The following is a 23,394-nucleotide window of genomic DNA, read 5'->3' as shown; positions in this document are numbered from 1 at the left end:
TTGCATATCAAATTATTTAATGATCGCGGGCTAACGCAGAGCTAAGGGGCGCCGTTTTCTGGCGTCCCCGACTTCAGCGAATTGTTAGGCACCTTCTGGCGAGCCTCTCGCTGCCTAGCTCGCAACTGATTAACTTTTTCCTGGAAAGATACCGCAGGCGCATTCTCTTCTTCATAAGGGTGTTTCTCGCTTCTTCTTTTCGCCCCCCAGACCATCTGGGAAGCGAAGAAACAAAGCAATGCCACTAAAATGAAAACGAGAATAGCATGGGAAAATTCATCTACCACTGCAAGCGCCATTCGAAGCCCTACAATAAGAGCATATATAGCGGTTGGCACATATCGACTTGCTGAGTTGACTTTTGCTCCATATATAGCGGCACTAACTACAGCACTGAACCCAAAGCATAGGAGCCACAGATTGTTATTGGACAAGAGATCAGAAAGATAGTCTGCCTTCTCTACAGGATCGATGTGATCCTGAACAAGCCAGAAGCCACTAGCCAGCAACGCCGCATACAATAGCGCCCCCATGATATGGAACGCGATGAAGCACGCAGCGCCAACCCCAAAATTCCTCAATGCTCACCTCTTATGCCTAACGCCTTTGCTAAGGGGCGACAAAAGCGCAAGATTTTGGCGTCCCACGGAGGGCCGACAGGCCCGGAGTGTACTTAAGCAATTGGTTATGTGGTTACGCATAAAACATGATGCCGACCACCACAAAAACTATTACCTTTAAGCTCAGCTCCACCATAGAGCTTCGCCAAATTGATTTAGCACCTTTTGGGTTAGACCATCCCCCGGATGCGTCATCATCCAGAGTAATCAAATGGCCAACTGCGGCCCAACCTGACAAGAGTAAAGCCGGTGCAGCAATATACTTGGCCTGAGATTCGTAGCCCATAATCATGGTCGGCAAGGCCGCCAATAACGAAGCCAGAAATATCCCTATAATGATTCGCCGCACCATTCAGTATTCACCCACATAACGACCTGCGCAGTGGCGCACGAAGTGCGTCCGGCGCCCAGTGGGCGCGTACTGGCGCTGCTTGTTAGGTGATTTCACGATATTTTTCACTCAATAGATACCAGTAAGAAAGTGGCCACAACAAAAAGACTGCAACCAGCCATTGCGTTCGCTTCCTTTGGTATGCGCTCGCCTGGGCAGCCAGCCAAGTAAATAGAATCCCTGTTACGCCAAAACCCATTAGTGCTTTTTCAAAAAAGCTACCATTTTCAAGTGGCACAAAGAGAAAACACAAAATAGCAACTAAAGCCAGAATTCCAAGGGCCAACCATACTGGAGATCTAGAAGCTCTCAGGAAGAAGGCGCTAAACCTGTCATCCATGGCCTCACTAAAAAGTGGATGCTTCAACACGCTCGCTCCTAACGACCAGCTAAGCGGCACGCGTAAGCGTGTCCGGTGGAGGCCCGAGAGGGCCGGAACATGATTGAGCTACTTGTTAGACGATCTTGCACCACTTGCCATTCTCTCTATCGCAACACGGCTTGCATTCTGCGCCAACTTACCCAGCTTATAATAGCGCTCGGCATCTAGCTTCGCGCCGCATAGCAAGCTTAGCAAGCCATCCCAGCCCCCAGTTTCTCGCAGCCAAAGATACTCAACCCCTCTGAAACTGCTTGAGATCGCAAGCACTTCTTCGTGCTCTGGACTTACAAACTCATCCTCTCCGGATTGGATCCTGAAATGCAATATATCCTCTTTCAAAGAGCAAACAATAAACCCTTCTTCGGCATCCCTCACCCACACAGCTTCACCTTTCTCGGTAAGCAAAAGGAGTGCATTCACAAGTCTCACATTTTGATCGGAGTCATTTTCCATTTTTCTCGTCGTCTAACGTCCGTAAGCACCGGCGCCGAAGGCGTCCGGGCGCCTTTTCTGGTTAGGTGGCTTCGGCCCGTGCTACAAGCCGCGCAATTTCCCCACCTTTCTTCTTTGCTTTCTCAAGCTGGGTTTCGCCAAACTCGGACTGAATGTCAGTTCTAGCGCCCGCCCTCAGCAGCAACTCAACGATTTCAATGTAACCCCGAGAGATGGCCACGTGAAGCGGGGTTTGCCCCATGTCTCCGATAGCGTTGACGTCGGCCCCGGCGTCAACGAGAGCCTGGCACGCGAAGCTATCGCCTCGCACAGCCATGACATGGAGGGGAGTATCGCCATCCACATCCGTGGAATTAACCGCAACCAGTCTCTTCCCACGTTCAGCCGGAAATAAAGAATCCGATGTAGCCTGAAGAATTTCCTCAAGGGTCATTCTCTGCTTGGACCGCTTAGCCATAGGGCCACCTAACAGGTATTAAGACGCCGGCGTCTATATCCAATAACGACGCACGCGGCCTATCACAATATATTTATTCATATAATAAAAAATAGTTCTTACAAATCAGTTTGTTAGAGGGTGCGCCAATCGAGCACAACCTGTTCGCGTGACTTCTTCTTTTCCCAATCCAATAACATTGTCCAAACCGCGATGGCCTTGAGACATGCTGGCGTCTCAGACTGATAGGCAAAACCAGACACCCAAACACGCTACCGCCCTACCCGACATCCCACACATCATCCCCTGCGTGGCGAGCATCATGATTTTCAGCATATTGATAGCGTGGCGGCGGCACCTCTGTTGGTGGGCGCTTGTCCGGCATGCCAGTAACCCTGCCCTGATACTGCCCCGCCGGAAATATGATGGCAACCCCGTACCACGCAGCAGTGGCGGTCAGCCTGGCTGACCGCCCCTGCCTGCCTTCGGCATGCGGGTTCGTGTGCTATCCGCAGTAGTAGTAATTGATCCAGTAACTGTCACCGGGCATACACATGCCGTAGTTGAGGGCCGGGGCTTCGATGATTTCCGGCTCGCCCTGCTCGTTGCGGCGCAGCACCAGGTCCACGCGGCCGTCGGTGGCTACGGCGACGATGGGGGACAGCACGCGGTGTACGCCGTCGGTGGTGGTCACTTCGATTTGCACTTCGATATTGGCGGGGATGATGAAGTTGCCGCTGCCGCCTGCCATCACGGTGCTGCAATTGTTGCAGGCGCTGTTGTACAAGGGCTGGCCGGTCAGGGCGTTGCGCACGTTGACGTGCCAGGGGGTGTTGGAGGTCAGCGTCAGGGTGGCTTGTGCGGGCGGCAGTTGTTGTTCGCCGATAATCAGTTCGCTGCGCTGCCCTTCGAAGATGGCGACTTCAGCCTGGCGTACCACGGCGAGGGAAGGCATTTCCAGGGCATACACGGTCATCAGGCCGTCTGCGGGCAAGCGCAGGGGCACGTTGCAGGCGCCACGGTTAACCAGGCCTTCCAGCGCGTTCATTGAGCTGCCGATGGTGATGCCGATCACGTCGTCGGTGTAGTTGCACACCACCAGCGTGCCGGTCTTGGCGTGGGGGCTGTCACGCAGGGCGCCGTAGGGGTTCCAGGTGCCGCCTTCGCGGGCAATAAAGACCGGGGAGCTGATGATCTCCAGTTCTGCGGTGGGGGTGCCGTCGCGCAGTTGCTGGTAGGCGCTGGCGGTGGTCACGTGCAGGCGGATCACGTCATTGGGGCCGGTGAGGCTGCGCAGGTCGACGGTGGCGGAGGTGCCGGCCAGGCGCCAGACGCGGCCGTTGTCGCGGCGGAAGCTGGGGGTGGTGCTGACGATCAGGGTGTCCTGGGTGGTGTTGAGCACGGTCATGTTGCCCTGGGCGTTGCTTTGCATCACGGGCAGATCGGTGGCTCTCGGTAGGGCCTTGTTGCCGCTGTCGCTGCTGCCGCCGCAGGCGGTGAGGCCGACTGCGGTGAAGAGCACGGTGAGCAGTATGCCGGCGCGCTGGATTAAACGGTGCATGGGTGATCCTCCCGGTGCGTAAACACTTGCTGTGGGGCCTTGGCAGGCCCCGGTTACGCGTTGAGAGGGACAGGGATGGCGCAGCGCATGGGCGCAATTGCGCAAATATTGTGGTTTCCCCACGCGGTTAGCGCGCGCGGGTTTCCCAGCGGATGACGTGGGCGCCGGCTTCGGGGGTGCTATTGCGTGAGGCACCGAGGCCGCGGGTCAGGGGCATGTCGCCGACGCCTTCGGCGAGCAGGCTGGCGGCGCCGCCGACGCTGCGGGTGGCGATGGCGGCGTCGGCGTGGCGCAGGCTGCTGTATTCCATCGGCGATTGTTCCAGCCAGGCGTAGTTGACCGGCGGGCCGCCGCGGCTGGTGGGGTTGTTCAGCACCAGCAGTTGTTCGGCGCCAACGGTGTCGCTGGTGACTTCGGTGGGGGCCAGGGCCTGGGCGCGCTGGCCGGGGCCAAGGCGGCCGGCCTGGCCGGGCTCGGGCCACAGTTGATAGATGCCGTGGGCGTTATCGACAAACAGCACGCTGATGTCGGCATCGGTGCGGCCGGTGTTGGTGACGCTCAGGCGGACTTCATCACCGGCGTACAGGGCCAGTGGCGCGGCGGGGTCATAGGCGCGCCAGTCGCCACGGCCATCACGGCGATATTCGAAGCGGGTTTCCAGTGCGGTGGCGGCGCCACTGCCACCTTGCAGTACCGATGCGGTGCGTAGCAGGTTGGCGGCGCGCACCCAGCGTTGCAGGCCGTTATTAAGCAGGTTGGCGGCCAGGGCCGCTTCCGGGTTGCCCTCGAAAGCGACGCTGCGCAGGCGCGTGTCGTCCGCCTGCTCGCAGCCGGCTTCTGCGGGCAAGGACAGCGCCTTGAGCAGGTCGCAGGACAGGCGGTCGTCGCGATTGATGAAGAACAGGCGGCCGCCGCTGACATGCAGGAGCAGGTCGGCATCGTCGCCCGGTGCCACCCAGTTCAGGGTGCGCTTGAGCAGATCGGACTGCGCCGCCGCCTCCTGCGCCTTGCGCCACACGTCGGGGGGCGGCGTGGCCCAGCGCACGCGGTGGCTGACATTCAGGGCGGGGCGTTCAAGGGCGGCCCAGACGCTGGCGCGGCCCAGATCTTCGGGCAGGGGGGCGCGGCTGGAGACCAGGGAGCTGCTGCGCACTGTGGTGCGCGCCACGGGCGTGTCGGCGGTGGGGCTGGTGTAGAGGCCGACCACGGCGTCGGTGTCGAAGCCGTTCAGTTGACCGGCGTCGATAATCAGGTCGCCGCCGTCCCGGCGCACGGTGTAACGGGCGGGCAGTTCGCCGTCGCGGTGGAACACGCGGCGGTCCATCTGGGTGCCCACGATCAGGGGCGTGCTGGCGCGCCATGGCAGGGCGTTGTACTCGGCCATAATCAATTGCGCGAGCTGGCGGTAGCTGACGTTCGGGTTCTGGCCGAGCATGCGCACCAGGGTGTGGCTGAACAGGCCGTTGAATTCGCCGTTCGGGTCGCCCAGTGGCAGGCGCATTTCCGGGGTGGTTTCGTGGCTTTGCGAGGCAAAGAACGCGATCAGATCGCCGGGGGCGTCGGCGGGGCGCATAAAGCTGGGTGTGGCATCGGCCTGTGTCACGCTGCGGGTGCGGGTGACGGGAATGCCCAGGGCTTCCGGTGTCAGTTGGCGCATGCGCACGCTCTGGTCGCTGACACTGCGGGTCATGGTGCCGGCGTGGCAGCTGTCGAAGACGATCCAGACGTGGGCGCCTTTGCCGCGCAGCGCGTCCAGCCACTCGCCCACCTGATAGTCATACAGGGCGTTGGGCACCGATTTCTGTTCGAAATTCCAGTTGCTGACATCGCGGGGCAAAAACAGCTCGTCGAGGCCATCGGGCTCACGTTCCAGGTCATCCGTGGGGGATTGGGTGCCATGGCCGGAAAAATGCAGGAACACCAGATCGCCCGCGTCCACCGTCTTGATCAGTGCTTCTACCGCCTCGGTGATAGCGGCCAGGGTGGGCAGGCCATGTGCCCCTTCCACGCCATCTGCCAGCACGCGCACGCGCTTGTCGTCGAAGCCCTGCTGCAACAGCATGCTGCGCAGGCGCGGGATATCCTGGCGCGGGCCGTCCAGCGACAGGGAGGCGGCCAGTTCCGGGTATTCCGACACCCCCACCAGCAGGGCGTGCTGCTGGGCGGCGAGCGCAGGCGTCAGCCCGAACCCGGCCAGGACAAAGACCAGCGCTGCCGTGCTGCCTCGCAGAAACCTGTGCATATCGATGCTCCCGATCATGATGCCCGTGTTGACGCCCTGCGGGTGAGAGGGACGCCACCCCGCCCTTGAACCCTGGCCCGTGGTATCTGTTTCTTGTGTCGGCGCGCGCAAACCGGCACGCTCTGTCTTGCTGTTCAAGCGCAAAGTGTAATCGCAAACGGGAATCTCATGACAACGCTGGCGCAACGCGTCCTGATATCCAGTCGCCATCGCTGGCGTACCCTGGCGCCCCTGCCCCGCCAGTTTATTGTCAATCTGCTGATCGCCCTGGTGGTGCTGGTCACCCTGCAACTGTTCCAGCATCAGCCGCTGCTGGCGCGGCAGCAGTCCGCCGGTCTCGACTGGCTGATGCGCATGACCGCCAATACCCCCGCCCCGGCGGACGCCACCCCGTACCTGTTCATCGATCTGGACACGCCCTCCTGGGTGGCGCTTGGTGAGCCGCATCTGGTGCCGGCCGAGGTGCTGGCGCGGTTGCTGGAGCAGTTGGTGGAGACCCGGGCCAACGAGGTCATTCTGGATATCGACCTGAGCCGCCGCAGCCTGCGTGACCTGGCACCGCTGGCCGCCGTCATGGCGCGCTGGCAAGCCAGTGGCGACGCGCCACCGCTGACGCTGATGCGCACTCTGACGCCCGCGCCGACGCCCGCCGGGCTGGGCACGCCGCGCGCCACGGTGCTGGAGGATGTCAGCGCAGGCGCGGCCTGGGCGGCGCCCTTCTTCACTCTGGACCCGGATCGGCGCGTGCGCCGCTGGCGTCTGGTGGAGCCGGTGTGTCAGGGCGGGCAGGCGCAACTGTTGCCCTCGGTGCAGCTGGTGGCCCTGGCGCGCCAACAGGACGCGTTGGCCTCGCTGCAGGCGCAGCTGGACCGCTGGCCGGGGGGCGATTGCGAGGGCGAGACGCTGCCCGCCCTGCCCCGGCTGCAACTGGGCGAGCAGTCGGTGCAGCTGTATCTGCCCGGCCAGTCCGGCACGCGCGGCCTGGGGGAGCGGATACTGTTCACCTTGCCGGATGCCCCGGCCAGCGGCTGGGCGCATCAGCCCCTGGCGTCCGGCGGCAGTCGGCCGCTGGTCATTCGTCTGCCGGTGTCGGCGCTCCTTGCGCAAACGGAGCGCCTGCCGGATCACCTGGTGTACAAGCGCACTGTGATTATCGGCGCCAGTCATGTGGAATCCGGCGATGTGCATGCCACACCGCTGGGCAGCATGGCCGGGCCCATGGTGTTGATAAATGCTCTGCACTCCCTCGAACGTTTTGGCCAGATCAGGCCGCCGTCGTTCTGGACCACGGCGCTGATCACCAGCCTGCTGGTCCTGGTATTGTCGTTCTGCTTTGTGCGCCTGCCGCCGCTGTGGGCCAATCTGGGCACGCTGGCGGGCATTGTGTTACTGGTCATCCCCTTGAGCCTGCTGTATTTCCGCTCGGGGGTGTGGCTGAATTTTCTGCTGCCGTTGCTGGCGGTTGAGGTGTATCGCTGGATTCACCGCTTCCGGCAGTACAGGAGACCCTGATGTTGATGGCGCGCTTTTCCCTGCGTGTGCTGGCCACGCTGCTGTGCGGCCTGAGCCTTGCTGTACCGGCTTATGCCAACGCCCAGACCCAGGCCGGACACGTGCTGACGCTGTCTCCCGGCGACGGTGCGCTACTGGCCGAACGGGACGACGGCACCCGGCAGCCTCTGCTGCCGCTGGATGCCGTGGACACAGGCATGCGCCTGATACTGACCGGGAATGCCCGTGCAACCCTGGATCTGAATGGCCAGCGTGTTGACCTGAGTGCCGCCGACAGCCCCTATACCGTGGCGAGCGCCCCGCAGGGCGATGGCGTGGTCAGCAATCTGGTCAACTGGGCCATCACTCTGGTGCGGCGGGACGATGACCTGCTGCGTGCGGTGGGTGCCGTATCGCGCAGCACCGCTGATCATCCTGTGCCGTGGCTGATGCCGGGTATCACTGGCGAAGCGCACCTCGGCAATCCGTTGTTTGTGGTCTGGCGCGGCCACACCATGCCGGAAACCGTGCGTTTGTATGCGCTGGCCGGGGACAATACGGAAACCCTGGTGGCCGAGCGCTTTCAGTTGCCGGCGCTGCAACAGGCGATACTGCCGGTGCAGGCGCTTTCTCCGGGCGATTATCGGCTGGAGATCTGTTTTGACAGCGGCTGCCACCGTCAGGTGCTGAACCTGTCCGCGCCAGCGGATCACGCGGGGGATGCGGTGGACGCGGTTTACGGGGCGCTTGAGGCGCTACAGCGCGGCGGCCCGGAAACCTGGTTTGGCGCCGTGCAGGCGCTGGCGCGTCATCAGCATGAGGTGCCGCTGGCGGCGCAGGTGCTGGCCAATCTTGCCGGGCGTTGAGCGCTCAGGGCGCGCTGCGTTCGAAGCGCAGATACACCAGATTGCCGCTGTGCGGATCAAACAACAGGTCGACATCGTAGTCGCCCAGGCGACGCTCACGGCGCCGCTGCATTTCCTGCTGTGACATGGCATAGAGCGAGCGCAGGTAACGCGCGCCTTCCACCGCCGCCTTGATCTCCAGCATGCCCAGGGAACGCTCGCGCACCGATTCGTCCCAGGCCACCAGGCGAATGCCGCTGCCGTGTTGCGCCGACAGATCCAGCAGCCGCGCCAGATCCGGCGGCAAGGTGCTGAGGTTGACCGGCTGCCCGGGGAATTCCACCACCACCCTTTCCGGCTGCTCCCGCACCAGGGCGATCATGTCGTGATCGAACTGCTGCTCGCGCACGTAGGTCAGTCGAACGGCCTCGCCTGCAGCGGCACCCGGGGCGTCCGGGCGGCTACTGCAACCGCTCACACTGCCCAGCAGGGCCAGCAGCAGCACGGCACAGGCAGGCCCCCACCCGCGCCGCATCATTCTTCGTCCCGCACCAGCAGCAGACGCACCACCGATGCATCCGCGGCATCCACATCCAGCTCGATGTGATACCCCTTGTAGGGATTGCCGCGCATCATGCGGCTGACCCGATCGCGGGTGGTCAGCAGCTGTTCCAGGCCATCCACGGCGCGCGACAGGTCGCTGACACCGCCGGTAATACTGTCCACCCCGCGATCACGCACCTCGGGCGTGCTGGCCACACGAATGCGGATATCCCCGCCAGCGTCACGCACTCGGGTGAACAGCTCATTGATGCGCGAAGGCAGGTTATTGGCATTCACCGCGCCGCCCACAAAGACCACTTCGTAATCGCCGCCCCGTTGCAACTGCGAGTCCAGTTGCATCAGGAACACGTCGGCATCCACATAGACCAGTTTTTCCGGTGCATCATGCGGTTCGTCATAGGCATGGGCCATCTGCAAACCCAGGCAGGCCAGCCCGATCATTACGCTTCTTGCGATCATCCCTCAATCCTCCACCGATACCCTGTGCCACCGATTCTGAGCCGCCCTGCCCGGCTGCGCAATCCGCACACCATGCTTCCGGGATCATGCTCAGAAGATCGGCGGGGTGGCACAGGCCGCCACGCTGCGGGCGATGATCTCCGGCAGGTCCTGTGGATACAGGATGCGCTCATGACCATGGGCCAGATTGCGCACCATCAGCGGGCGCCCCAGATCCAGCTGCGCCTGCAACTGCGGCAGCATGCGGCCATGGGCGCGCTCGGTGTAGCGGGTGTGTGACAAGGGCATATTGCCGAACCAGATATCGGAATAGGTACGCACCATGCCCTGCAACTCGATCTCCAGATGCATCAGTTCCGGCGCTTCATACGGCAGCAGACGCCAGTGACTGGCGATGGCGAGGGCGGCGTCGTCATCACCGGCCCACTGTTGCACCACCACCTGCTGGCGGCTGACGCTGACCACCTGAAGGTGCGCCTGCATCACCCGCTCAGAGAAGGGCTCACCACCGCGCAGGATGCCCTGCTCCACCAGGTGACGGACCAGCGGCTGCTGGTCATCACGCACGCTGCGGCCGGTCAGCCCCGGCAGGCGCATGCCGTCCAGGAACATGCCGTCGTCTTCCTCGCAGATCCCGAGACTGTGCGGCGTGGCCGCCGCTGACAGCGCAACCCCCAGCCCCAGTGCCACCAGGGCACCGCGCCCGTACCTTGTCAGGCTTTTTTTTGCCCCCATATTGTCCTCCGGTATGCTGTGCAGGCTCTCACTTGCTGTTGTGGAGTGAGAGGTACAGGCACACCGGCCTGAACACCGCGCCCTGCGCGATGCCACTTACTTCCGCTCAGGAGCGATAGCCATGCATCGTCCGCCCCTGCAAGGCCCACCCGCGAACCCGATCATGCGCCTGCTGATGCTGGTCGGCGGGATCATCATGCTGGCTGCGTCCCTGTTTGTCGGGGCCATCATGTTTCTGGTGATTCTGGGCCTGGCGATCATCATGTCGGCGCTGTTCATGCTGCGTGTCTGGTGGATTCGCCGCCGTTTGATGCGCGCCTGGCAGGCACAACAGCAAGGCCAGCCTGCCGACGACGCCCCGCCGTTTACACGCCGGCCCCCACCGGGCGGACAAGCGCCCCGTCGGGGCTCTATCATTGAGGGCGAATACGAAATCGAACGCGAACGCACGCGCGAGGAATAACAACGCTATGACAGCCTTCAGCTTTACCACCACCCGCAGCCTGATCTGTGAACCCGGCGCCAGCGCGCGCCTGCCCGCCCTGGCGGCCGAACTGGGCATGCAGCGCCCCTGCCTGGTCACCGACGGCGGTATCGTCAACAGCGGCCTGCTCGGCCCGGTCCGCGAGGCCTTCGAGGCTGCAGGCATGCCCCTGAGCATTTTCAGCGATGTGGTGGCTGACCCACCGGAATCAGTGGTAGAGCAAGCCCTGGCTGCGGCAGGCGACTGTGATGGCGTGATCGGCTTCGGTGGCGGCAGCGCCATGGACACCGCCAAGCTGGTGGCGCTGCTGCGTACCGGCGAACAGACCCTGCAACAGGTGTACGGGGTGGGCAACGCGCGCGGCCAGCGGCTGCCGCTGATTCAGGTGCCGACCACGGCGGGCACCGGCTCGGAAGTCACACCGATTGCCATTGTCACCACCGGCGAGACCACCAAACAGGGTGTGGTGGCGCCGCAGTTGCTGCCCGACCTGGCGATCCTGGACGCGCATCTGACCCTGGGCCTGCCACCGGCGGTCACGGCAGCCACGGGTATCGACGCCATGGTGCATGCCATCGAGGCCTACACCAGCAAGGTGCGCAAGAACCCCTACTCGGACATGCTGGCGCGCGAGGCACTGCGTCTGCTGTCGGCCAATCTGGAAACCGCCGTGCATGACGGCCAGCAGGTGCAGGCCCGCTCGGACATGCTGCTCGGCGCCATGCTCGCCGGGCAGGCGTTTGCCAACGCCCCGGTGGCGGCCGTGCATGCCCTGGCCTACCCGCTGGGCGGCATTTACCACATTCCCCATGGCCTGAGTAACAGCCTGGTGCTGCCCCATGTCATGCGCTTCAACCTGCCCGCGGCCCGCGAGGCCTATGCCGAACTGGCGCCGATCATCCTGCCTGCGGGCGCCCCTCTGGGGGACCATCCCGCCGAGCAGTTGATCGACTATCTGGCCGCCCTGGCGGAGAAGGTGAACCTGCCGGTGCGCCTGCGCGACATGGACATCCCGGAATCCGCCATCGCCCGCCTGGCCGCCGACGCCATGCTGCAGCAGCGCCTGCTGGTGAACAATCCGCGCGAGGTCAGCGAAGCTGACGCTGTCGCCATCTATCAGGCCGCCTGGTAAGGAGCCGCTCGCATGACCAACCCGGACCGCAGCCGTGGTGTGCGCGGCGACTACGGCTATTTCACGCCGATCACCACGCGCTGGCATGACAACGACCTGTATGGCCATGTGAACAACGTGACCTACTACGGCTACTTCGATTCGGTGGCCAATCACTTCCTGATTCACGAGGGCGGGCTGGATATTCATGACGGCCAGGTGATCGGCCTGGTGGTGTCGTCCGGCTGCCGCTATCACGCGGCGGTGGCGTATCCGGAGAAGCTGGAAGGCGCGCTGCGGGTGAACCGGCTGGGGAATTCCTCGGTGGAGTATGGGGTGGCGGTGTTTCGTGAGGGCGACGATGACGCGGTGGCCGAGGGATACTTTACCCATGTGTTTGTGGACCGCCAAACACGGCGGCCAGTGGCAATGCCAGGGGCCTTGCGGATGGCACTGGAGCGCCTGACCATTGGTTTATGAGTGCGAAGAACGTATAGTCCGACGGATGAATAACACCATTCCGCAGAGTCAGATCACTGCATTCCGGCACGCCATTGATGCGCTCATACGCGCATTCAAGGTCAGTGAGGGCGTGCAGCACCCGGACCTCAGCAAACCCCTGAGCCAGACCGATGTGCAGGCACTGCTTTATGTGGTTGCGCACCCTCTTTGCATCGGCGCAGATCTGGGGCAGCACCTGGGGATGGTCCCCACTACCGTATCAGCGATCGTAGACCGGCTGGTTCGCAGCGGCCTGTTGGCACGCAGCCGCACTGAGACGAACCGGCGCATTGTGCAGCTCCAGCCGACGGCAGCGGGCCTGCGTATCGCCGAGCAGGTTATCGCGGGGCAGGAGGCTGACTGTCGGCTTATGCTGGAGGCGCTCTCCGATTCAGAGCGCCAGCACTTTATCAGCATGTTCGGCAAGATTGCTCTCGCGATGGCCAGACAAGAGCCAGAACCATAGCACAAAGAAACATCGCCCATTGCATATTACGAACTACGTATATTATGATGCTCGGACACTGCGCCCGTCGCGCATATTCTGGAGAGCATCATGCGTTCTGCGATCTCTTGCCTGGTTCTGCCGATTGCCTTGCTGTCCCTTTCCGCCTGCGTGTCTGTACCGGCAACCGACCCGTCATTCAGTACGGAGCCGCCAAGACAGGTCGATCGCTCGTCCATCATCCATACCGTCGAGGTTGATATCCAGGCCCCTGCTGACGCGTTACTGGACTGGATCATCACTGTGCCCCTGGAGGATGTATTTCTCGCCTATCGCAGTTTGCCTGGCGTGGCGACGAGTGAGGTGCTTACCGACACGTGGGGCACGCCCGGAACACGCCGTAGAGTCCGATTGGAAGATGGGCACCAGGTGGTGGAGCAGCTGCTGAGCGTTGTACCTGGCGAGCACTTTTCCTATCAGCTTTGGGGGTTCACCAATGAGGCAGGCCTCCTCGCTGAATACGCCATCGGCCGCTTCGAGCTTGAATCACGTCCCGGCGGTGAGCTGACGCGTGTCACCTGGACCTACAGCTTTACGCCAAAGGGCCCGGTTCGGCGCATCCCGCTTTCGCTCTTTGTAAGAACCAACTGGCGCGGATACATGTCCGCCGCTTTGGAACGGCTGGGTGCCGAAGCAGATTCACATTTTGCCGCAGCGGCTCAAAACACTCGCCAAAACGATGATGGTCTCGCACGCAAGGAGGAAAACCTGTGAAAGCAACCACCTATATTTTGACAGGTGCATCTTCCGGCATGGGCTTTCATCTGGCTCGCATGCTATTAAAGGACGGCAGCAGCCACCTGATCATCGGAGCTCGGGATCCCGCATTAATCCGCAAACAACTATCGTCTTTCCCTGAAAGTCGCTTAAACGTATTCCCACTCGATCTGCTCCGCCTTGATTCCATTCGCCATTTTTCCCATGCCGTGATTGACGAACTAGTGGGTGAAAGCCTTATAAAAGGGGTTATTTGCAATGCAGGTATCCAGCTTCTAGGACCAGCTCGCCTCACCGATGACGGAATCGATGAAACATTTGCCACCAACTTTCTCGGCCATGCACTTCTGGTTGAGATGCTCCGCCCACGCCTTATGAATGGGGCCAAGGTAGTTATGGTGGGCAGCGGCACTCATAATGCCGAAGATCGTCTGGCGGCGCTCTTCGGTTTCCGCGGGGACTTTTTCTCCAACACGGAGGCCTTGGCAGCCGGCACGGCACATGGCGACGGAACAGACATTCAGAAAGGGATGGACCGCTATGCCACAGCGAAATTGTGCGCTATTGCGTATGCGAGGTATATGGCGCACAAGGATAATGCCGTGCAATGGTTTTCTTTCGATCCCGGCCTAATGCCAGGCACCAGCCTAGCAAGAGAGCGCAGCTGGCCGGAGAGATTCGGCTGGCACTTCTTCCTGCCGCTGTTACGCTTTCTGGTACCCGGCGTCAGTGGTCCGGAGCGGTCCGCAAATGCCCTGAATAACTTTATTCTACTGAACAAGGCGTCGGCTCCCTCTGGGAGCTATCTGGCATATACGGGCAAACCTGCACCCGCATCGTCAAAAGCCAACGATAGTACTCTGGGAGCGAAGCTCCATGAACATTGCCTAAGGGTATTAGAAGACAATCATCTTTGATCAAGCCTCGAAGCAAACTGGACAGTGCAGGAGAGCGAGATGAAACGTCCATCTGTTCTGCGAACGCCGGAGAGGCGGTTCAACAATCTCGATGGCTACCCCTGGCCGCCGCACTACCTCGACATCTTCGATACCGAGCTTGGAACGCTTCGGCAAACCTTTCCTCACATTGTTTGGCGACAGTGACGCCGTTACACGACGCTGGGAAGAAATGTTTTATGAACTTATCCCTGGCGCTCGAAATCAGCCGCACCGGATCATACCTGGCACGGGTCACTTCAGTCAGGAAGACGCCGGAGAAGAACTTGCCGAGACCCTGATAGCATTCCGACGGTCCATCACCAGATAGCGCTGTGCTTGTCTCGCGCTTCAACACCGCGCTGCCGGGAAGCTCCACGGACGATTTTGATTGCCATGGCGCTACTAAATTGATAGCGTTGCTACTAATTTAGTAGGAGCCTGCATGGAATCGGAAGAGAACACTCACGTCCATCCTGACCGCTCAAAGGCATCTCGCCCGATCATCAAGCTGCTGGAGTTGGTCGGGCAACGCTGGACACTGCGTATCCTTTGGGAGCTGCGCGATGGCCCCCAGACCTTTCGCGCCCTGCAGAACAAGTGCGAAAACATCTCTCCGAGCGTTCTGAATTCACGGCTACAAACACTTCGCAAGTCCGGAATCATCGAACTGGCGCTTGGCGGCTACGCGCTTACCGAGCTAGGCGAGGAGTTGGGCCGTAAGCTGCTGAGCCTTACCAGCTTGGCAGATCGCTGGGCCAAACTTGCCCCTCTTCAATAGCAAACATTATCAACAAGTGGTCATTAATGAATAAAATGGTGGAAATCATAGGGCTAAACCCATCCCCGTACTCACGCAAGTTACGCGCCATCCTGCGCTACCGTCGGATCCCTCATATCTGGCGATGGCGACAACCCGGCATGGGGGTAGACGTCGAGTCCGTCAGACCGGCATTGATACCCATGATGCGAATGCCCGGTGAGGCGCAGTGGCGGGTGGACTCGACGCCGCTGGCCTATGCGCTGGAGGCGCACAGCCGCGAGCGTTCGATCGTTCCGCCCTGCCCGGCCGAAGCCTTCCTTTGCCATCTGATTGAGGATTTCGCCGATGAATGGGGCACCAAGTGGATGTTCCACCATCGCTGGAAGCACGATGCCACCGCCGAGCGTGCCGCGATCTGGATCGCGCAGGAGATGCTTGCCGATCTGACGGTAACGCAGGTTCAGGCCTTTGCCGAACAGTTCCAGGCCAGACAGCGAAGCCGAATGGCTCTGGTGGGCTCCAGTCCGGAAACAGCGCCCATCATCGAACAGAGTTATCGACGCATTCTGGCCGCCCTGGGTGAGTCATTGAGCGGCAGGCAGTACCTGTTCGGCAGTAGGCCTTCGCTGGCGGATTTCGCCCTGTACGGTCAGCTTGTGCAGCTCGCCACTGACATATGGCCGCGCGATCTCATGCGTGAGCTGGCACCCTTGCTGGAAAGCTGGCTGGCCCTGCTTGATGATGCTTCCGGGGTCGAGGGTGAGTGGCAGGCCTCGGCGCCCTCTGCGCTCCAGGCGCGTCGCGGGGTGCTGGAAATGATTGGCGCTGAGTATCTGCCTTTTTTGGAAGCCAACGCGAAGGCAGCCAACGGTGACCAGACCGAGGTGGAGGTGCTCATCCGGGGGCAACGGTACGCGCAGCAGCCCTTCCCCTATCAGGCCAAGTGCTATGCCGAGATACGGCGCCGCTGGAGTGCGCTGAGCGACGCGGACCGTGAGAAGGTGGCGCCGGAGCTGGAGGCGGCGGGGTGTTTGGGGTTTTTGGGGTAGTGGTGGAGGCAGGGGAGACTAGGCTGACGCGGTGAGGCGGGGTCGAAGGTGGCGGGCCGTGGACTTACCGAGAACTGAGGTTCGGTGCCGCCGTCGGGGGCGCTTTGCGCGTCCTGCGCCGCTGGCGCGGCTTGTCGAACGGAGGACACAAAAAAGCCCGCTTTCGCGGGCTATTTTGTGTCTGGCGGTGAGGGAGGGATTCGAACCCTCGATACGGGTTAACGTATACTCCCTTAGCAGGGGAGCGCCTTCAGCCACTCGGCCACCTCACCGTATTCGTCAAGGCGCGCATCATACCATCTTCAGCGTGAAATCCCAGCCTGAATTGCGCGCCCGTGCATCAAACGCACAGAAAACCATCAACTGACAGGGCCAGATCAGGCGCCGTCGCCGTCTGTGGTCTTCTCGTGCTGGATGCGCATGTAGATCTCTTCGCGGTGTACCGCAACTTCTTTCGGGGCGTTGACGCCGATGCGAACCTGATTGCCCTTGACGCCGAGCACGGTGACCGTGACTTCGTCGCCAATCATCAGGGTTTCGCCTACTCGCCGGGTAAGAATAAGCATGGTGATCCCTCCTGGGTCCTTTCGGTCTTGAATGAGCGCAAATGTCCGCTACTCAGGGGTCCAGCGCCTCCGTGCGTGATCCTTGGCCCGGGACCGCGCGCTTGCCTCTGATGCGGGCCGCATAGTATGCAATATGCCAGCACTGATGTCTCGCTGCCAGTATGGCACCCCGGTGCCGGGGCTTCGAGTGAAGACCCCGGCCGCCGTCGTCCGCTCAGGCGCTGCCCGGCTCCTTGTCCAGCTCGAACGCGGAGTGCAGGGCGCGCACGGCCAGCTCCAGATACTTCTCGGCGATGACCACGGACACCTTGATTTCAGAGGTCGAGATCATCTCGATGTTGATGCCTTCGTGGGCCAGCGCTTCGAACATCTTGCTGGCCACCCCGGCGTGGGAGCGCATGCCGACGCCCACCAGCGACACCTTGGCGATCTTGTCGTCACCGATGATCTCGGGGTTGCCGAGCTCTTCGGAGGCCTTGCGCAGCGCTTCCTGGGCACGTTTGAAATCGTTGCGGTGCACGGTGAAGGTGAAGTCGGCGGCGCCGTCCTTGCCGACGTTCTGCACGATCATGTCCACTTCGATGTTGGCAGCACTCACCGGGCCGAGGATCTTGTAGGCGATACCCGGGGTATCCGGGGCGCCACGCACGATGATCTTGGCTTCATCACGGGTAAAGGCAATTCCGGAAATGACCGGCTTTTCCATATCAACCTCGTCTTCGACGGTAATCAGGGTACCAGGGCCATCCTGGAAGCTGGACAGTACGCGCAGCGGCACATTGTATTTGCCGGCGAACTCGACGGAACGGATCTGCAGGACCTTGGAGCCCTGGCTGGCCATCTCGAGCATTTCCTCGAAGGTAATGCTGTTGAGACGGCGGGCATTGTCGACCACACGCGGGTCAGTGGTATAGACGCCGTCCACGTCGGTGTAAATCTGGCATTCGTCGGCCTTCAGGGCCGCGGCCAGGGCCACGGCGGTGGTGTCGGAGCCGCCGCGTCCCAGGGTGGTGATGTTGCCGTTGCCGTCCACGCCCTGGAAGCCCGCCACGACCACCACGCGCCCGGCGTCGAGGTCGGCACGCATGTTGTGCGCGTCGATGTCTTCGATCCGCGCCTTGGTGTGGCTGCTGTCGGTGAGAATGCGCACCTGGCCGCCGGTGTAGGAGCGGGCGTCCTGGCCGATCTCCTTGAGGGCCATCGACAGCAGGGCGATGGTGACCTGCTCGCCAGTGGACACCAGCACATCCAGCTCGCGCGGGATGGGGTTCTCGGTAATGTTCTTCGCGAGGTCGAGCAGCCGGTTGGTTTCCCCGCTCATGGCGGACACCACGACGACAACGTCATCACCCCGTTTTCTGAAGCCCGCTACCTTCTCGGCAACGGCCTGAATACGCTCGACGGTACCTACCGAGGTGCCGCCGTATTTCTGCACTATGAGGGCCATATATTGAGCCAATCCGCAAAAAAAGAACGCGCTACTCTATCATTCCCGCGCGAACATTGCATGAAGCCGGTCCGGGCGGGGCCTGGGTCTGCCTTGAAAAAACCGTTAAATCTCAGTTACCTGCGCGGGAGGCCGCCCAGTCACGCACGCTTTCCAGCGCGCCGGGCAACGCCGCCAGATCGGAGCCACCACCTTGCGCCATGTCTGCACGGCCGCCACCTTTGCCACCGATCTGACTGGCCACATGACGTACCAGATCACCCGCCGGATACTGCTCGGCCAGGTCTTTGGTCACCCCGGCCACCAGGCTGATCTTGTCGCCTTCGGTACCCGCCAGCAGCACCACCGCCGAGCCGAGCTTGTCCTTGAGCTTGTCGATGGCCAGGCGCAGGGCCTTGGCATCGGCCCCGTCGAGCTGACTGGCCAGTATCTTGACACCGTTGATCTCCTGCACCGCGCTGGTCAGGTCGTTGCCGGTGCCGGAGGCCAGTTTCTGTTTCAGGCGTTCGATATCCTTTTCCAGCTCGCGGGTGCGGCTGACCAGTTGCGCCACGCGTTCCGGGGTCTGCTCCGGCGCCACCTTGACCGTGCCCGCGATGCGCGACACGGTGTCGGCCAGACGGCGTACATCAGCCAGGGCGTTTTCGCCGGTGACCGCCTCGATCCGGCGGATGCCCGCTGACGAGGCGCCTTCCAGGGTAATGCGGAACAGCCCGATATCGCCGGTGCGTTCGACATGGGTGCCGCCGCACAGTTCTTTCGAGAACGCCGCTTCGCCCATGGTCAGCACGCGCACCTGGTCATCGTATTTTTCGCCAAACAGGGCCATGGCGCCCGCCGCACGCGCAGCGTCGATATCCATCAACTCGGTGCTCACCGGCACATTGGCCAGAATGTGCGCGTTAACGATGTCTTCGATCTCAGCGATCTGCGCTGCCGTTACCGCCTCGCCATGGGAAAAATCGAAACGCAGATAGTCTGGGCCCACCAGCGAGCCCTTCTGCGTCACGTGCTCACCCAGCACCTTGCGCAGCGCGGCATGCATCAGGTGAGTGGCAGAATGATTACGCATGATCGCCTTGCGGCGCTGGATATTCACCCGCGCGGCGACCTTGTCACCGACCTTCAGGCTGCCGCTTTCCAGCGTGCCGAGATGCACATGGGCGGCCTGACGCTTGCGGGTGTCAGCGACTTTGAAGCGCGCTTCATTCCCCACCGTCAGCAGGCCGGTGTCGCCCACCTGGCCGCCGGACTCGGCGTAGAAGGGCGTGCGCTCCAGCACCACCATCCCCTCCTCGCCCGCTGTCAGCGTGTCCACCGCCTGACCCTCACGGTACAGGCCCACCACCGCAGCCTGATCATCCAGCAGTTGATAGCCGGAAAATTCAGTGTTGCCTTCGATTTGCAGACGGTCGCTGTAATCGCTGGCAAAGGCATCCGCACCGCGAGCCCGTTCGCGCTGGGCAGCCATGGCGGCATCAAAGCCTGCCTGATCGATGGTCAGGCCTTTTTCCCGCGCCACGTCCGCCGTCAGATCCGGCGGAAAACCGTGGGTATCATAAAGAGTGAAGACGACATCACCGGGGATGACTGTGCCCGACAGACCCGCCACCGCCTGCTCCAGCACTTTCATCCCTTGGGCCAGCGTACGGCCGAACTGCTCTTCTTCCGCCAGCAGCGCTTTTTCTATCCGGGCCTGCTCCGTGCGCAGGGCCGGATAGGCATCGCCCATCTGCTCGACCAGGGCCGCCACCAATGTGTGGAAGAACGGCTTGTCGCAGCCCAGCTTGTGGCCATGACGCAGGGCGCGGCGGATGATGCGGCGCAGGACATAGCCACGGCCCTCGTTGGACGGAATGACGCCATCGCCGATCAGGAAGCTCGATGAGCGGATATGATCCGCGATCACGCGCAGGGACTTTTCTTCAAGATCGGTGGTACCGGTTGCCTTGGCGGCGGCCTTGAGCAGCGCCTGGAACAGATCGATTTCGTAGTTGGAATGCACGCCCTGCATCACGGCGGCAATGCGCTCCAGACCCATGCCGGTGTCCACCGACGGTTTCGGCAGCGGCTGCAATTCGCCGTCGGGCTGGCGATCGTATTGCATGAATACCAGGTTCCAGATCTCGATGTAGCGATCCAGGTCATCGCCCTCGGAGCCCGGCGGGCCACCGGGCACGTCCGCTCCGTGGTCATAGAATATTTCGGAGCAGGGACCGCAGGGGCCGGTGTCGCCCATCTGCCAGAAGTTGTCTTCGTCCAGGCGCGAAAAACGCTCGGCGCTGACGCCCATTTCCTTGAGCCAGATATCGGCGGCTTCATCGTCGGACACATGCACCGTCACCCAGAGGCGCTCCGGCGGCAGCTTCATGTCGACGGTCAGGAATTCCCAGGCAAACTTGATCGCTTCGCGCTTGAAGTAGTCGCCGAAGCTGAAGTTGCCCAGCATCTCGAAGAAGGTGTGATGGCGAGCGGTGTAGCCCACGTTTTCCAGGTCGTTGTGCTTGCCGCCAGCGCGCACGCAGCGCTGGCTGCTGGTGGCGCGGGTATAGTCGCGCTTGTCGCGGCCCAGGAACACATCCTTGAACTGGTTCATCCCGGCATTGGTGAACAGCAGGGTCGGATCGTCGGCGGGCACCAGGGAACTGGAGGGCACCACGGCATGGCCCTGACGGGCAAAGTAGTCAAGGAAGGCCTGGCGGATGTCGGCGCTCTTCATAGGTCTCGCTGCACAGTGGCTTGGGGTCGAAGGCGTGCAGTATAACGGGGACCGGGCTCCGATTCGATTGTCTCGGATCAATCCGGGTCGTGGGCCTCATCGAGGGCAGCAAAGCACTGCTCGCCGGTAAAGCCACGGTATTGCAGGAAGCGCAGTTGGCGGGCCTTGTCCTTGATATCGGCGGGCGCCCCCTGGCCAAACCGTCGCTGCCGCGTCTCGGCGGCCAGGGCAAACCAGTCGCAATCGGCCTCGGCCAGGGCCTGTTCCGCCAGCGCCGGGGCAATGCCGTTCTGCTGCAGCGTCTGGCGAATACGCAGCAGGCCATGCCCCCGTTCGATATGACTGCGCACCAGCATGCCTGCATAGCGGGCTTCATTGAGGAAGTTCATCTCCTCCAGCCACGCCAGCACCGGCTCCACCGGGGCGTCATCACCGAACTTCCGATACAGCCGGCGGGCCAGTTCGGCCCGGGCAAACTCGCGTCGGGCCAGCATGTTCAGCGCGCTACTGCGCAGAGCCGCCTCGGTGGGCGGCTCTGCGGGGTTGGCATCCTGCTGTTTCATGGTTGCCCTGCTGGCTGGCGTCTTGCTGGAGCTCAGTCTTCCGACTCAGCAGCTTCGACCTCCACAGCCGCCTCACCTTTGGAGGCGAGGGGTGGCAGCAACTGGGTCCGAATCTGCGCTTCGATCTCTTTGGTGATCTCCTGATTGTCGCGCAGGAAATCACAGGCGTTCTGCTTGCCCTGACCGATCTTGTCGCCCTTGTAGGCGTACCAGGCGCCGGACTTGTCCACCAGACCGAGCTGCACGCCCATATCCAGGATTTCACCCAGATTGTTGATGCCGCTGCCGTAGAGGATCTGGAATTCGGCTTGCTTGAACGGCGGCGAGACCTTGTTCTTGACCACTTTGACCCGGGTCTCGTTGCCCACCACTTCGTCGCCTTGCTTGACCGCGCCGATGCGACGGATGTCCAGGCGCACAGAGGAGTAGAACTTGAGGGCGTTACCGCCGGTGGTGGTTTCGGGGTTGCCGAACATGACGCCGATCTTCATGCGGATCTGGTTGATAAAGATCACCAGACAGTTGGCGTTCTTCACCGAGCCAGTGATCTTGCGCAGCGCCTGGCTCATCAGACGAGCCTGCACGCCGACGTGATGGTCGCCCATCTCGCCTTCGATTTCTGCTTTCGGCACCAGGGCCGCTACGGAATCCACCACCACCATGTCCACGGCGCCGGAGCGCACCAGCATGTCGGTGATTTCCAGGGCCTGCTCACCGGTATCCGGCTGGGACACGATCAGATCGGCCACGTTGACGCCCAGCTTCTCGGCGTAATCCGGGTCCAGGGCGTGCTCGGCATCAATAAAGGCACAGGTGGCCCCCTGCTTCTGGGCCTGGGCAATGGTGGACAGCGTCAGTGTGGTTTTACCGGAGGACTCAGGGCCGTAGATCTCGACAATCCGGCCTTTCGGCAGGCCGCCAATGCCCAGTGCCACATCCAGCCCCAGGGAGCCCGTGGAAATGGACGGCATGCGCTCGCGCTTCTGATCGCCCATGCGCATGACGGAACCCTTGCCGAACTGACGCTCGATCTGGGCCAGGGCGGCCCCCAGGGCCTTCGTCTTGTTGTCATCCATTGCCGAATCCTCGTCTGATCTGTGTGGGATGAGCCGTGCTGCGAAAGACTGACCGTAACGCCAGCACTGACTTAATGAACAGTATTCTGCCTGTGTCCTGCCAACCCTGCAACCCCTTGGCCAAACACCCGCCCAACACGGGTATTCAGGCGGCAGGGACGCGGGCGATGATGCCTTCCAGCGCTGTAATCACGGTGGCCGCGCGAACCGCGGCACGGTCGCCGTCAAATACCTGGCACGCGACCTCGGTGCCCTGCCCGCGCCGCGCCCAGGCGAACCAGACCGTGCCCACCGGCTTGTCGGCACTGCCGCCATCCGGCCCGGCGATGCCGCTGACCGCCACGGCGATATTCACCGGGCTACGGGCCAGCACGCCCTCGGCCATGGCCCGCACCGTCGCTTCGCTGACCGCGCCGTGGGTCGCCAGCACCGTCTCGGGCACGCCGAGCAGCCGCATCTTGGCCTCGTTGGAATAGGTCACGAAGCCGGAATCCAGCCAGCCGGAGCTCCCGGCGATATCGGTGACCGCTGCGGCAATGCCGCCACCGGTGCAGGACTCCGCCGTGGCCATTGTCCAGCCTGCTGCTTTCAGTGCAAGCCCGGTTCGCCGGGCCAGGTCGTCGCAGGTCAGCTCGTCGTGCGCCGGGTTGTTGTACATGGTGCCTCGCATCTCGATACTCCAGACCGGAAGAAGCATAACCCGTGCCGCCAGACGCGTATGCAGGAAATCAGCTCGTCCTGATGTCAGCCTTTTCTGGCACGAAATGTTTATTCACTGG

At 62.0% G+C, this 23,394-nt stretch carries 26 protein-coding genes and 1 tRNA gene; 10 read left to right on the top strand and 17 right to left on the bottom strand.

The features are described from left to right. Window positions 1-41: 41 nt before the first annotated feature. The 7 genes from DKW65_RS15835 to DKW65_RS05250 all read right to left on the bottom strand — a co-directional run bounded on the left by DKW65_RS15835 (window position 42) and on the right by DKW65_RS05250 (window position 6,085). A complete protein-coding gene (locus DKW65_RS15835; RefSeq protein WP_162925720.1) occupies window positions 42-533 on the bottom strand; it encodes a DUF4401 domain-containing protein in 492 nt (163 codons plus the stop codon). A gap of 160 nt (window positions 534-693) precedes the next feature. Next, the gene (locus DKW65_RS15830) at window positions 694-972 is read right to left on the bottom strand and encodes a hypothetical protein (RefSeq protein ID WP_162925719.1); all 279 of its coding nucleotides are present in this window, start codon (window positions 970-972) and stop codon (window positions 694-696) included. Between the two features lie 82 nt (window positions 973-1,054). Then, the gene (locus DKW65_RS15825) at window positions 1,055-1,381 is read right to left on the bottom strand and encodes a hypothetical protein (RefSeq protein WP_162925718.1); all 327 of its coding nucleotides are present in this window, start codon (window positions 1,379-1,381) and stop codon (window positions 1,055-1,057) included. Window positions 1,382-1,459: 78 nt separating this feature from the next. Then, the gene (locus DKW65_RS05265; RefSeq protein ID WP_111656271.1) at window positions 1,460-1,846 is read right to left on the bottom strand and encodes a hypothetical protein; all 387 of its coding nucleotides are present in this window, start codon (window positions 1,844-1,846) and stop codon (window positions 1,460-1,462) included. Window positions 1,847-1,907: 61 nt separating this feature from the next. Beyond that, a complete protein-coding gene (locus tag DKW65_RS05260) occupies window positions 1,908-2,303 on the bottom strand; it encodes an ankyrin repeat domain-containing protein (protein WP_211315749.1) in 396 nt (131 codons plus the stop codon). A 484-nt stretch (window positions 2,304-2,787) separates the two neighbouring features. Then, window positions 2,788-3,843, bottom strand: coding sequence for a hypothetical protein (locus DKW65_RS05255; protein WP_111656270.1), 1,056 nt, complete (start codon window positions 3,841-3,843; stop codon window positions 2,788-2,790). Between the two features lie 127 nt (window positions 3,844-3,970). Beyond that, on the bottom strand, window positions 3,971-6,085 hold the full coding sequence (locus DKW65_RS05250; protein WP_162925717.1) for a caspase family protein: 2,115 nt from the start codon (window positions 6,083-6,085) through the stop codon (window positions 3,971-3,973). 168 nt (window positions 6,086-6,253) lie between these two features. On the opposite strand from DKW65_RS05250, the gene DKW65_RS05245 reads away from it, so the two are divergent. Beyond that, window positions 6,254-7,597: a CHASE2 domain-containing protein gene (locus DKW65_RS05245; protein ID WP_111656268.1), complete on the top strand. Its 1,344-nt coding sequence runs from the start codon at window positions 6,254-6,256 to the stop codon at window positions 7,595-7,597. Continuing rightward, a complete protein-coding gene (locus DKW65_RS05240; protein ID WP_111656267.1) occupies window positions 7,597-8,442 on the top strand; it encodes a hypothetical protein in 846 nt (281 codons plus the stop codon). Before DKW65_RS05245 ends, DKW65_RS05240 begins: the two co-directional genes overlap by 1 nt. Before the next feature lie 4 nt (window positions 8,443-8,446). Here DKW65_RS05240 and DKW65_RS05235 read toward each other — a convergent pair whose 3' ends face one another. The 3 genes from DKW65_RS05235 to DKW65_RS05225 all read right to left on the bottom strand — a co-directional run bounded on the left by DKW65_RS05235 (window position 8,447) and on the right by DKW65_RS05225 (window position 10,179). Continuing rightward, entirely contained in the window at window positions 8,447-8,959 is a 513-nt protein-coding gene (locus tag DKW65_RS05235; RefSeq protein WP_111656266.1) for a hypothetical protein, read from the bottom strand. Then, window positions 8,956-9,444: a hypothetical protein gene (locus DKW65_RS05230; RefSeq protein WP_162925716.1), complete on the bottom strand. Its 489-nt coding sequence runs from the start codon at window positions 9,442-9,444 to the stop codon at window positions 8,956-8,958. Before DKW65_RS05230 ends, DKW65_RS05235 begins: the two co-directional genes overlap by 4 nt. Window positions 9,445-9,534: 90 nt before the next feature. After that, complete coding sequence (locus DKW65_RS05225) at window positions 9,535-10,179, bottom strand: hypothetical protein (RefSeq protein ID WP_111656264.1); 645 nt, start codon at window positions 10,177-10,179, stop codon at window positions 9,535-9,537. 121 nt (window positions 10,180-10,300) lie between these two features. Between DKW65_RS05225 and DKW65_RS05220 the strand changes: the two genes are divergently transcribed. The 8 genes from DKW65_RS05220 to DKW65_RS05185 all read left to right on the top strand — a co-directional run bounded on the left by DKW65_RS05220 (window position 10,301) and on the right by DKW65_RS05185 (window position 16,244). Then, complete coding sequence (locus DKW65_RS05220) at window positions 10,301-10,642, top strand: hypothetical protein (RefSeq protein ID WP_111656263.1); 342 nt, start codon at window positions 10,301-10,303, stop codon at window positions 10,640-10,642. 7 nt (window positions 10,643-10,649) lie between these two features. Continuing rightward, window positions 10,650-11,795 (top strand): iron-containing alcohol dehydrogenase, encoded by a 1,146-nt coding sequence (locus DKW65_RS05215; protein WP_111656262.1) that lies wholly within the window; start codon window positions 10,650-10,652, stop codon window positions 11,793-11,795. 12 nt (window positions 11,796-11,807) lie between these two features. Next, the gene (locus tag DKW65_RS05210) at window positions 11,808-12,254 is read left to right on the top strand and encodes an acyl-CoA thioesterase (RefSeq protein WP_111656261.1); all 447 of its coding nucleotides are present in this window, start codon (window positions 11,808-11,810) and stop codon (window positions 12,252-12,254) included. Between the two features lie 25 nt (window positions 12,255-12,279). Further along, complete coding sequence (locus tag DKW65_RS05205; protein ID WP_111656260.1) at window positions 12,280-12,741, top strand: MarR family winged helix-turn-helix transcriptional regulator; 462 nt, start codon at window positions 12,280-12,282, stop codon at window positions 12,739-12,741. Between the two features lie 90 nt (window positions 12,742-12,831). Further along, complete coding sequence (locus DKW65_RS05200; protein WP_111656259.1) at window positions 12,832-13,494, top strand: SRPBCC family protein; 663 nt, start codon at window positions 12,832-12,834, stop codon at window positions 13,492-13,494. Beyond that, the gene (locus tag DKW65_RS05195) at window positions 13,491-14,414 is read left to right on the top strand and encodes an SDR family NAD(P)-dependent oxidoreductase (protein ID WP_111656258.1); all 924 of its coding nucleotides are present in this window, start codon (window positions 13,491-13,493) and stop codon (window positions 14,412-14,414) included. The genes DKW65_RS05200 and DKW65_RS05195 overlap by 4 nt, the downstream gene beginning before the upstream one ends. Before the next feature lie 463 nt (window positions 14,415-14,877). After that, complete coding sequence (locus DKW65_RS05190; protein ID WP_111656257.1) at window positions 14,878-15,213, top strand: winged helix-turn-helix transcriptional regulator; 336 nt, start codon at window positions 14,878-14,880, stop codon at window positions 15,211-15,213. A gap of 182 nt (window positions 15,214-15,395) precedes the next feature. Continuing rightward, window positions 15,396-16,244: a glutathione S-transferase C-terminal domain-containing protein gene (locus tag DKW65_RS05185; protein ID WP_162925715.1), complete on the top strand. Its 849-nt coding sequence runs from the start codon at window positions 15,396-15,398 to the stop codon at window positions 16,242-16,244. Window positions 16,245-16,426: 182 nt separating this feature from the next. Here the strand turns inward: DKW65_RS05185 and DKW65_RS05180 are convergent. The 7 genes from DKW65_RS05180 to DKW65_RS05150 all read right to left on the bottom strand — a co-directional run bounded on the left by DKW65_RS05180 (window position 16,427) and on the right by DKW65_RS05150 (window position 23,285). After that, window positions 16,427-16,516: transfer RNA gene (locus tag DKW65_RS05180), tRNA-Ser, on the bottom strand. A gap of 105 nt (window positions 16,517-16,621) precedes the next feature. Next, complete coding sequence (gene csrA, locus DKW65_RS05175) at window positions 16,622-16,810, bottom strand: carbon storage regulator CsrA (protein ID WP_111656255.1); 189 nt, start codon at window positions 16,808-16,810, stop codon at window positions 16,622-16,624. Between the two features lie 214 nt (window positions 16,811-17,024). Next, a complete protein-coding gene (locus DKW65_RS05170; protein ID WP_111656254.1) occupies window positions 17,025-18,257 on the bottom strand; it encodes an aspartate kinase in 1,233 nt (410 codons plus the stop codon). A gap of 112 nt (window positions 18,258-18,369) precedes the next feature. Next, window positions 18,370-20,976, bottom strand: a complete 2,607-nt coding sequence (gene alaS, locus DKW65_RS05165; RefSeq protein ID WP_111656253.1) for an alanine--tRNA ligase — start codon at window positions 20,974-20,976, stop codon at window positions 18,370-18,372. Between the two features lie 77 nt (window positions 20,977-21,053). After that, complete coding sequence (locus tag DKW65_RS05160; RefSeq protein ID WP_111656252.1) at window positions 21,054-21,539, bottom strand: regulatory protein RecX; 486 nt, start codon at window positions 21,537-21,539, stop codon at window positions 21,054-21,056. 32 nt (window positions 21,540-21,571) lie between these two features. Beyond that, window positions 21,572-22,615: a recombinase RecA gene (gene recA, locus DKW65_RS05155; protein WP_111656251.1), complete on the bottom strand. Its 1,044-nt coding sequence runs from the start codon at window positions 22,613-22,615 to the stop codon at window positions 21,572-21,574. A gap of 145 nt (window positions 22,616-22,760) precedes the next feature. Beyond that, window positions 22,761-23,285, bottom strand: a complete 525-nt coding sequence (locus DKW65_RS05150) for a CinA family protein (RefSeq protein WP_245932397.1) — start codon at window positions 23,283-23,285, stop codon at window positions 22,761-22,763. Window positions 23,286-23,394 lie beyond the last annotated feature (109 nt).

Origin of the sequence: Isoalcanivorax indicus (assembly GCF_003259185.1) — a bacterium.
GTDB lineage: Bacteria > Pseudomonadota > Gammaproteobacteria > Pseudomonadales > Alcanivoracaceae > Isoalcanivorax > Isoalcanivorax indicus.
This window is presented reverse-complemented; position numbering and strand designations above follow the sequence as displayed.

What these genes read in the sequence shown, in the direction of transcription:
- DKW65_RS05260 (WP_211315749.1), bottom strand. Translation starts at nt 2,303, where the DNA reads ATGGCTAAGCGGTCCAAGCAGAGAATGACCCTTGAGGAAATTCTTCAG.
- DKW65_RS05185 (WP_162925715.1), top strand. Translation starts at nt 15,396, where the DNA reads ATGATGCGAATGCCCGGTGAGGCGCAGTGGCGGGTGGACTCGACGCCG.
- DKW65_RS05205 (WP_111656260.1), top strand. Translation starts at nt 12,280, where the DNA reads ATGAATAACACCATTCCGCAGAGTCAGATCACTGCATTCCGGCACGCC.
- DKW65_RS05255 (WP_111656270.1), bottom strand. Translation starts at nt 3,843, where the DNA reads ATGCACCGTTTAATCCAGCGCGCCGGCATACTGCTCACCGTGCTCTTC.
- DKW65_RS15835 (WP_162925720.1), bottom strand. Translation starts at nt 533, where the DNA reads ATGGGGGCGCTATTGTATGCGGCGTTGCTGGCTAGTGGCTTCTGGCTT.
- DKW65_RS05160 (WP_111656252.1), bottom strand. Translation starts at nt 21,539, where the DNA reads ATGAAACAGCAGGATGCCAACCCCGCAGAGCCGCCCACCGAGGCGGCT.
- DKW65_RS05235 (WP_111656266.1), bottom strand. Translation starts at nt 8,959, where the DNA reads ATGATGCGGCGCGGGTGGGGGCCTGCCTGTGCCGTGCTGCTGCTGGCC.
- DKW65_RS05265 (WP_111656271.1), bottom strand. Translation starts at nt 1,846, where the DNA reads ATGGAAAATGACTCCGATCAAAATGTGAGACTTGTGAATGCACTCCTT.
- DKW65_RS05215 (WP_111656262.1), top strand. Translation starts at nt 10,650, where the DNA reads ATGACAGCCTTCAGCTTTACCACCACCCGCAGCCTGATCTGTGAACCC.
- csrA (WP_111656255.1), bottom strand. Translation starts at nt 16,810, where the DNA reads ATGCTTATTCTTACCCGGCGAGTAGGCGAAACCCTGATGATTGGCGAC.
- recA (WP_111656251.1), bottom strand. Translation starts at nt 22,615, where the DNA reads ATGGATGACAACAAGACGAAGGCCCTGGGGGCCGCCCTGGCCCAGATC.
- alaS (WP_111656253.1), bottom strand. Translation starts at nt 20,976, where the DNA reads ATGAAGAGCGCCGACATCCGCCAGGCCTTCCTTGACTACTTTGCCCGT.
- DKW65_RS05200 (WP_111656259.1), top strand. Translation starts at nt 12,832, where the DNA reads ATGCGTTCTGCGATCTCTTGCCTGGTTCTGCCGATTGCCTTGCTGTCC.
- DKW65_RS05240 (WP_111656267.1), top strand. Translation starts at nt 7,597, where the DNA reads ATGTTGATGGCGCGCTTTTCCCTGCGTGTGCTGGCCACGCTGCTGTGC.
- DKW65_RS05170 (WP_111656254.1), bottom strand. Translation starts at nt 18,257, where the DNA reads ATGGCCCTCATAGTGCAGAAATACGGCGGCACCTCGGTAGGTACCGTC.
- DKW65_RS15830 (WP_162925719.1), bottom strand. Translation starts at nt 972, where the DNA reads ATGGTGCGGCGAATCATTATAGGGATATTTCTGGCTTCGTTATTGGCG.
- DKW65_RS05230 (WP_162925716.1), bottom strand. Translation starts at nt 9,444, where the DNA reads ATGATCGCAAGAAGCGTAATGATCGGGCTGGCCTGCCTGGGTTTGCAG.
- DKW65_RS05250 (WP_162925717.1), bottom strand. Translation starts at nt 6,085, where the DNA reads ATGCACAGGTTTCTGCGAGGCAGCACGGCAGCGCTGGTCTTTGTCCTG.
- DKW65_RS05220 (WP_111656263.1), top strand. Translation starts at nt 10,301, where the DNA reads ATGCATCGTCCGCCCCTGCAAGGCCCACCCGCGAACCCGATCATGCGC.
- DKW65_RS05245 (WP_111656268.1), top strand. Translation starts at nt 6,254, where the DNA reads ATGACAACGCTGGCGCAACGCGTCCTGATATCCAGTCGCCATCGCTGG.
- DKW65_RS05225 (WP_111656264.1), bottom strand. Translation starts at nt 10,179, where the DNA reads ATGGGGGCAAAAAAAAGCCTGACAAGGTACGGGCGCGGTGCCCTGGTG.
- DKW65_RS05150 (WP_245932397.1), bottom strand. Translation starts at nt 23,285, where the DNA reads ATGCGAGGCACCATGTACAACAACCCGGCGCACGACGAGCTGACCTGC.
- DKW65_RS05210 (WP_111656261.1), top strand. Translation starts at nt 11,808, where the DNA reads ATGACCAACCCGGACCGCAGCCGTGGTGTGCGCGGCGACTACGGCTAT.
- DKW65_RS05190 (WP_111656257.1), top strand. Translation starts at nt 14,878, where the DNA reads ATGGAATCGGAAGAGAACACTCACGTCCATCCTGACCGCTCAAAGGCA.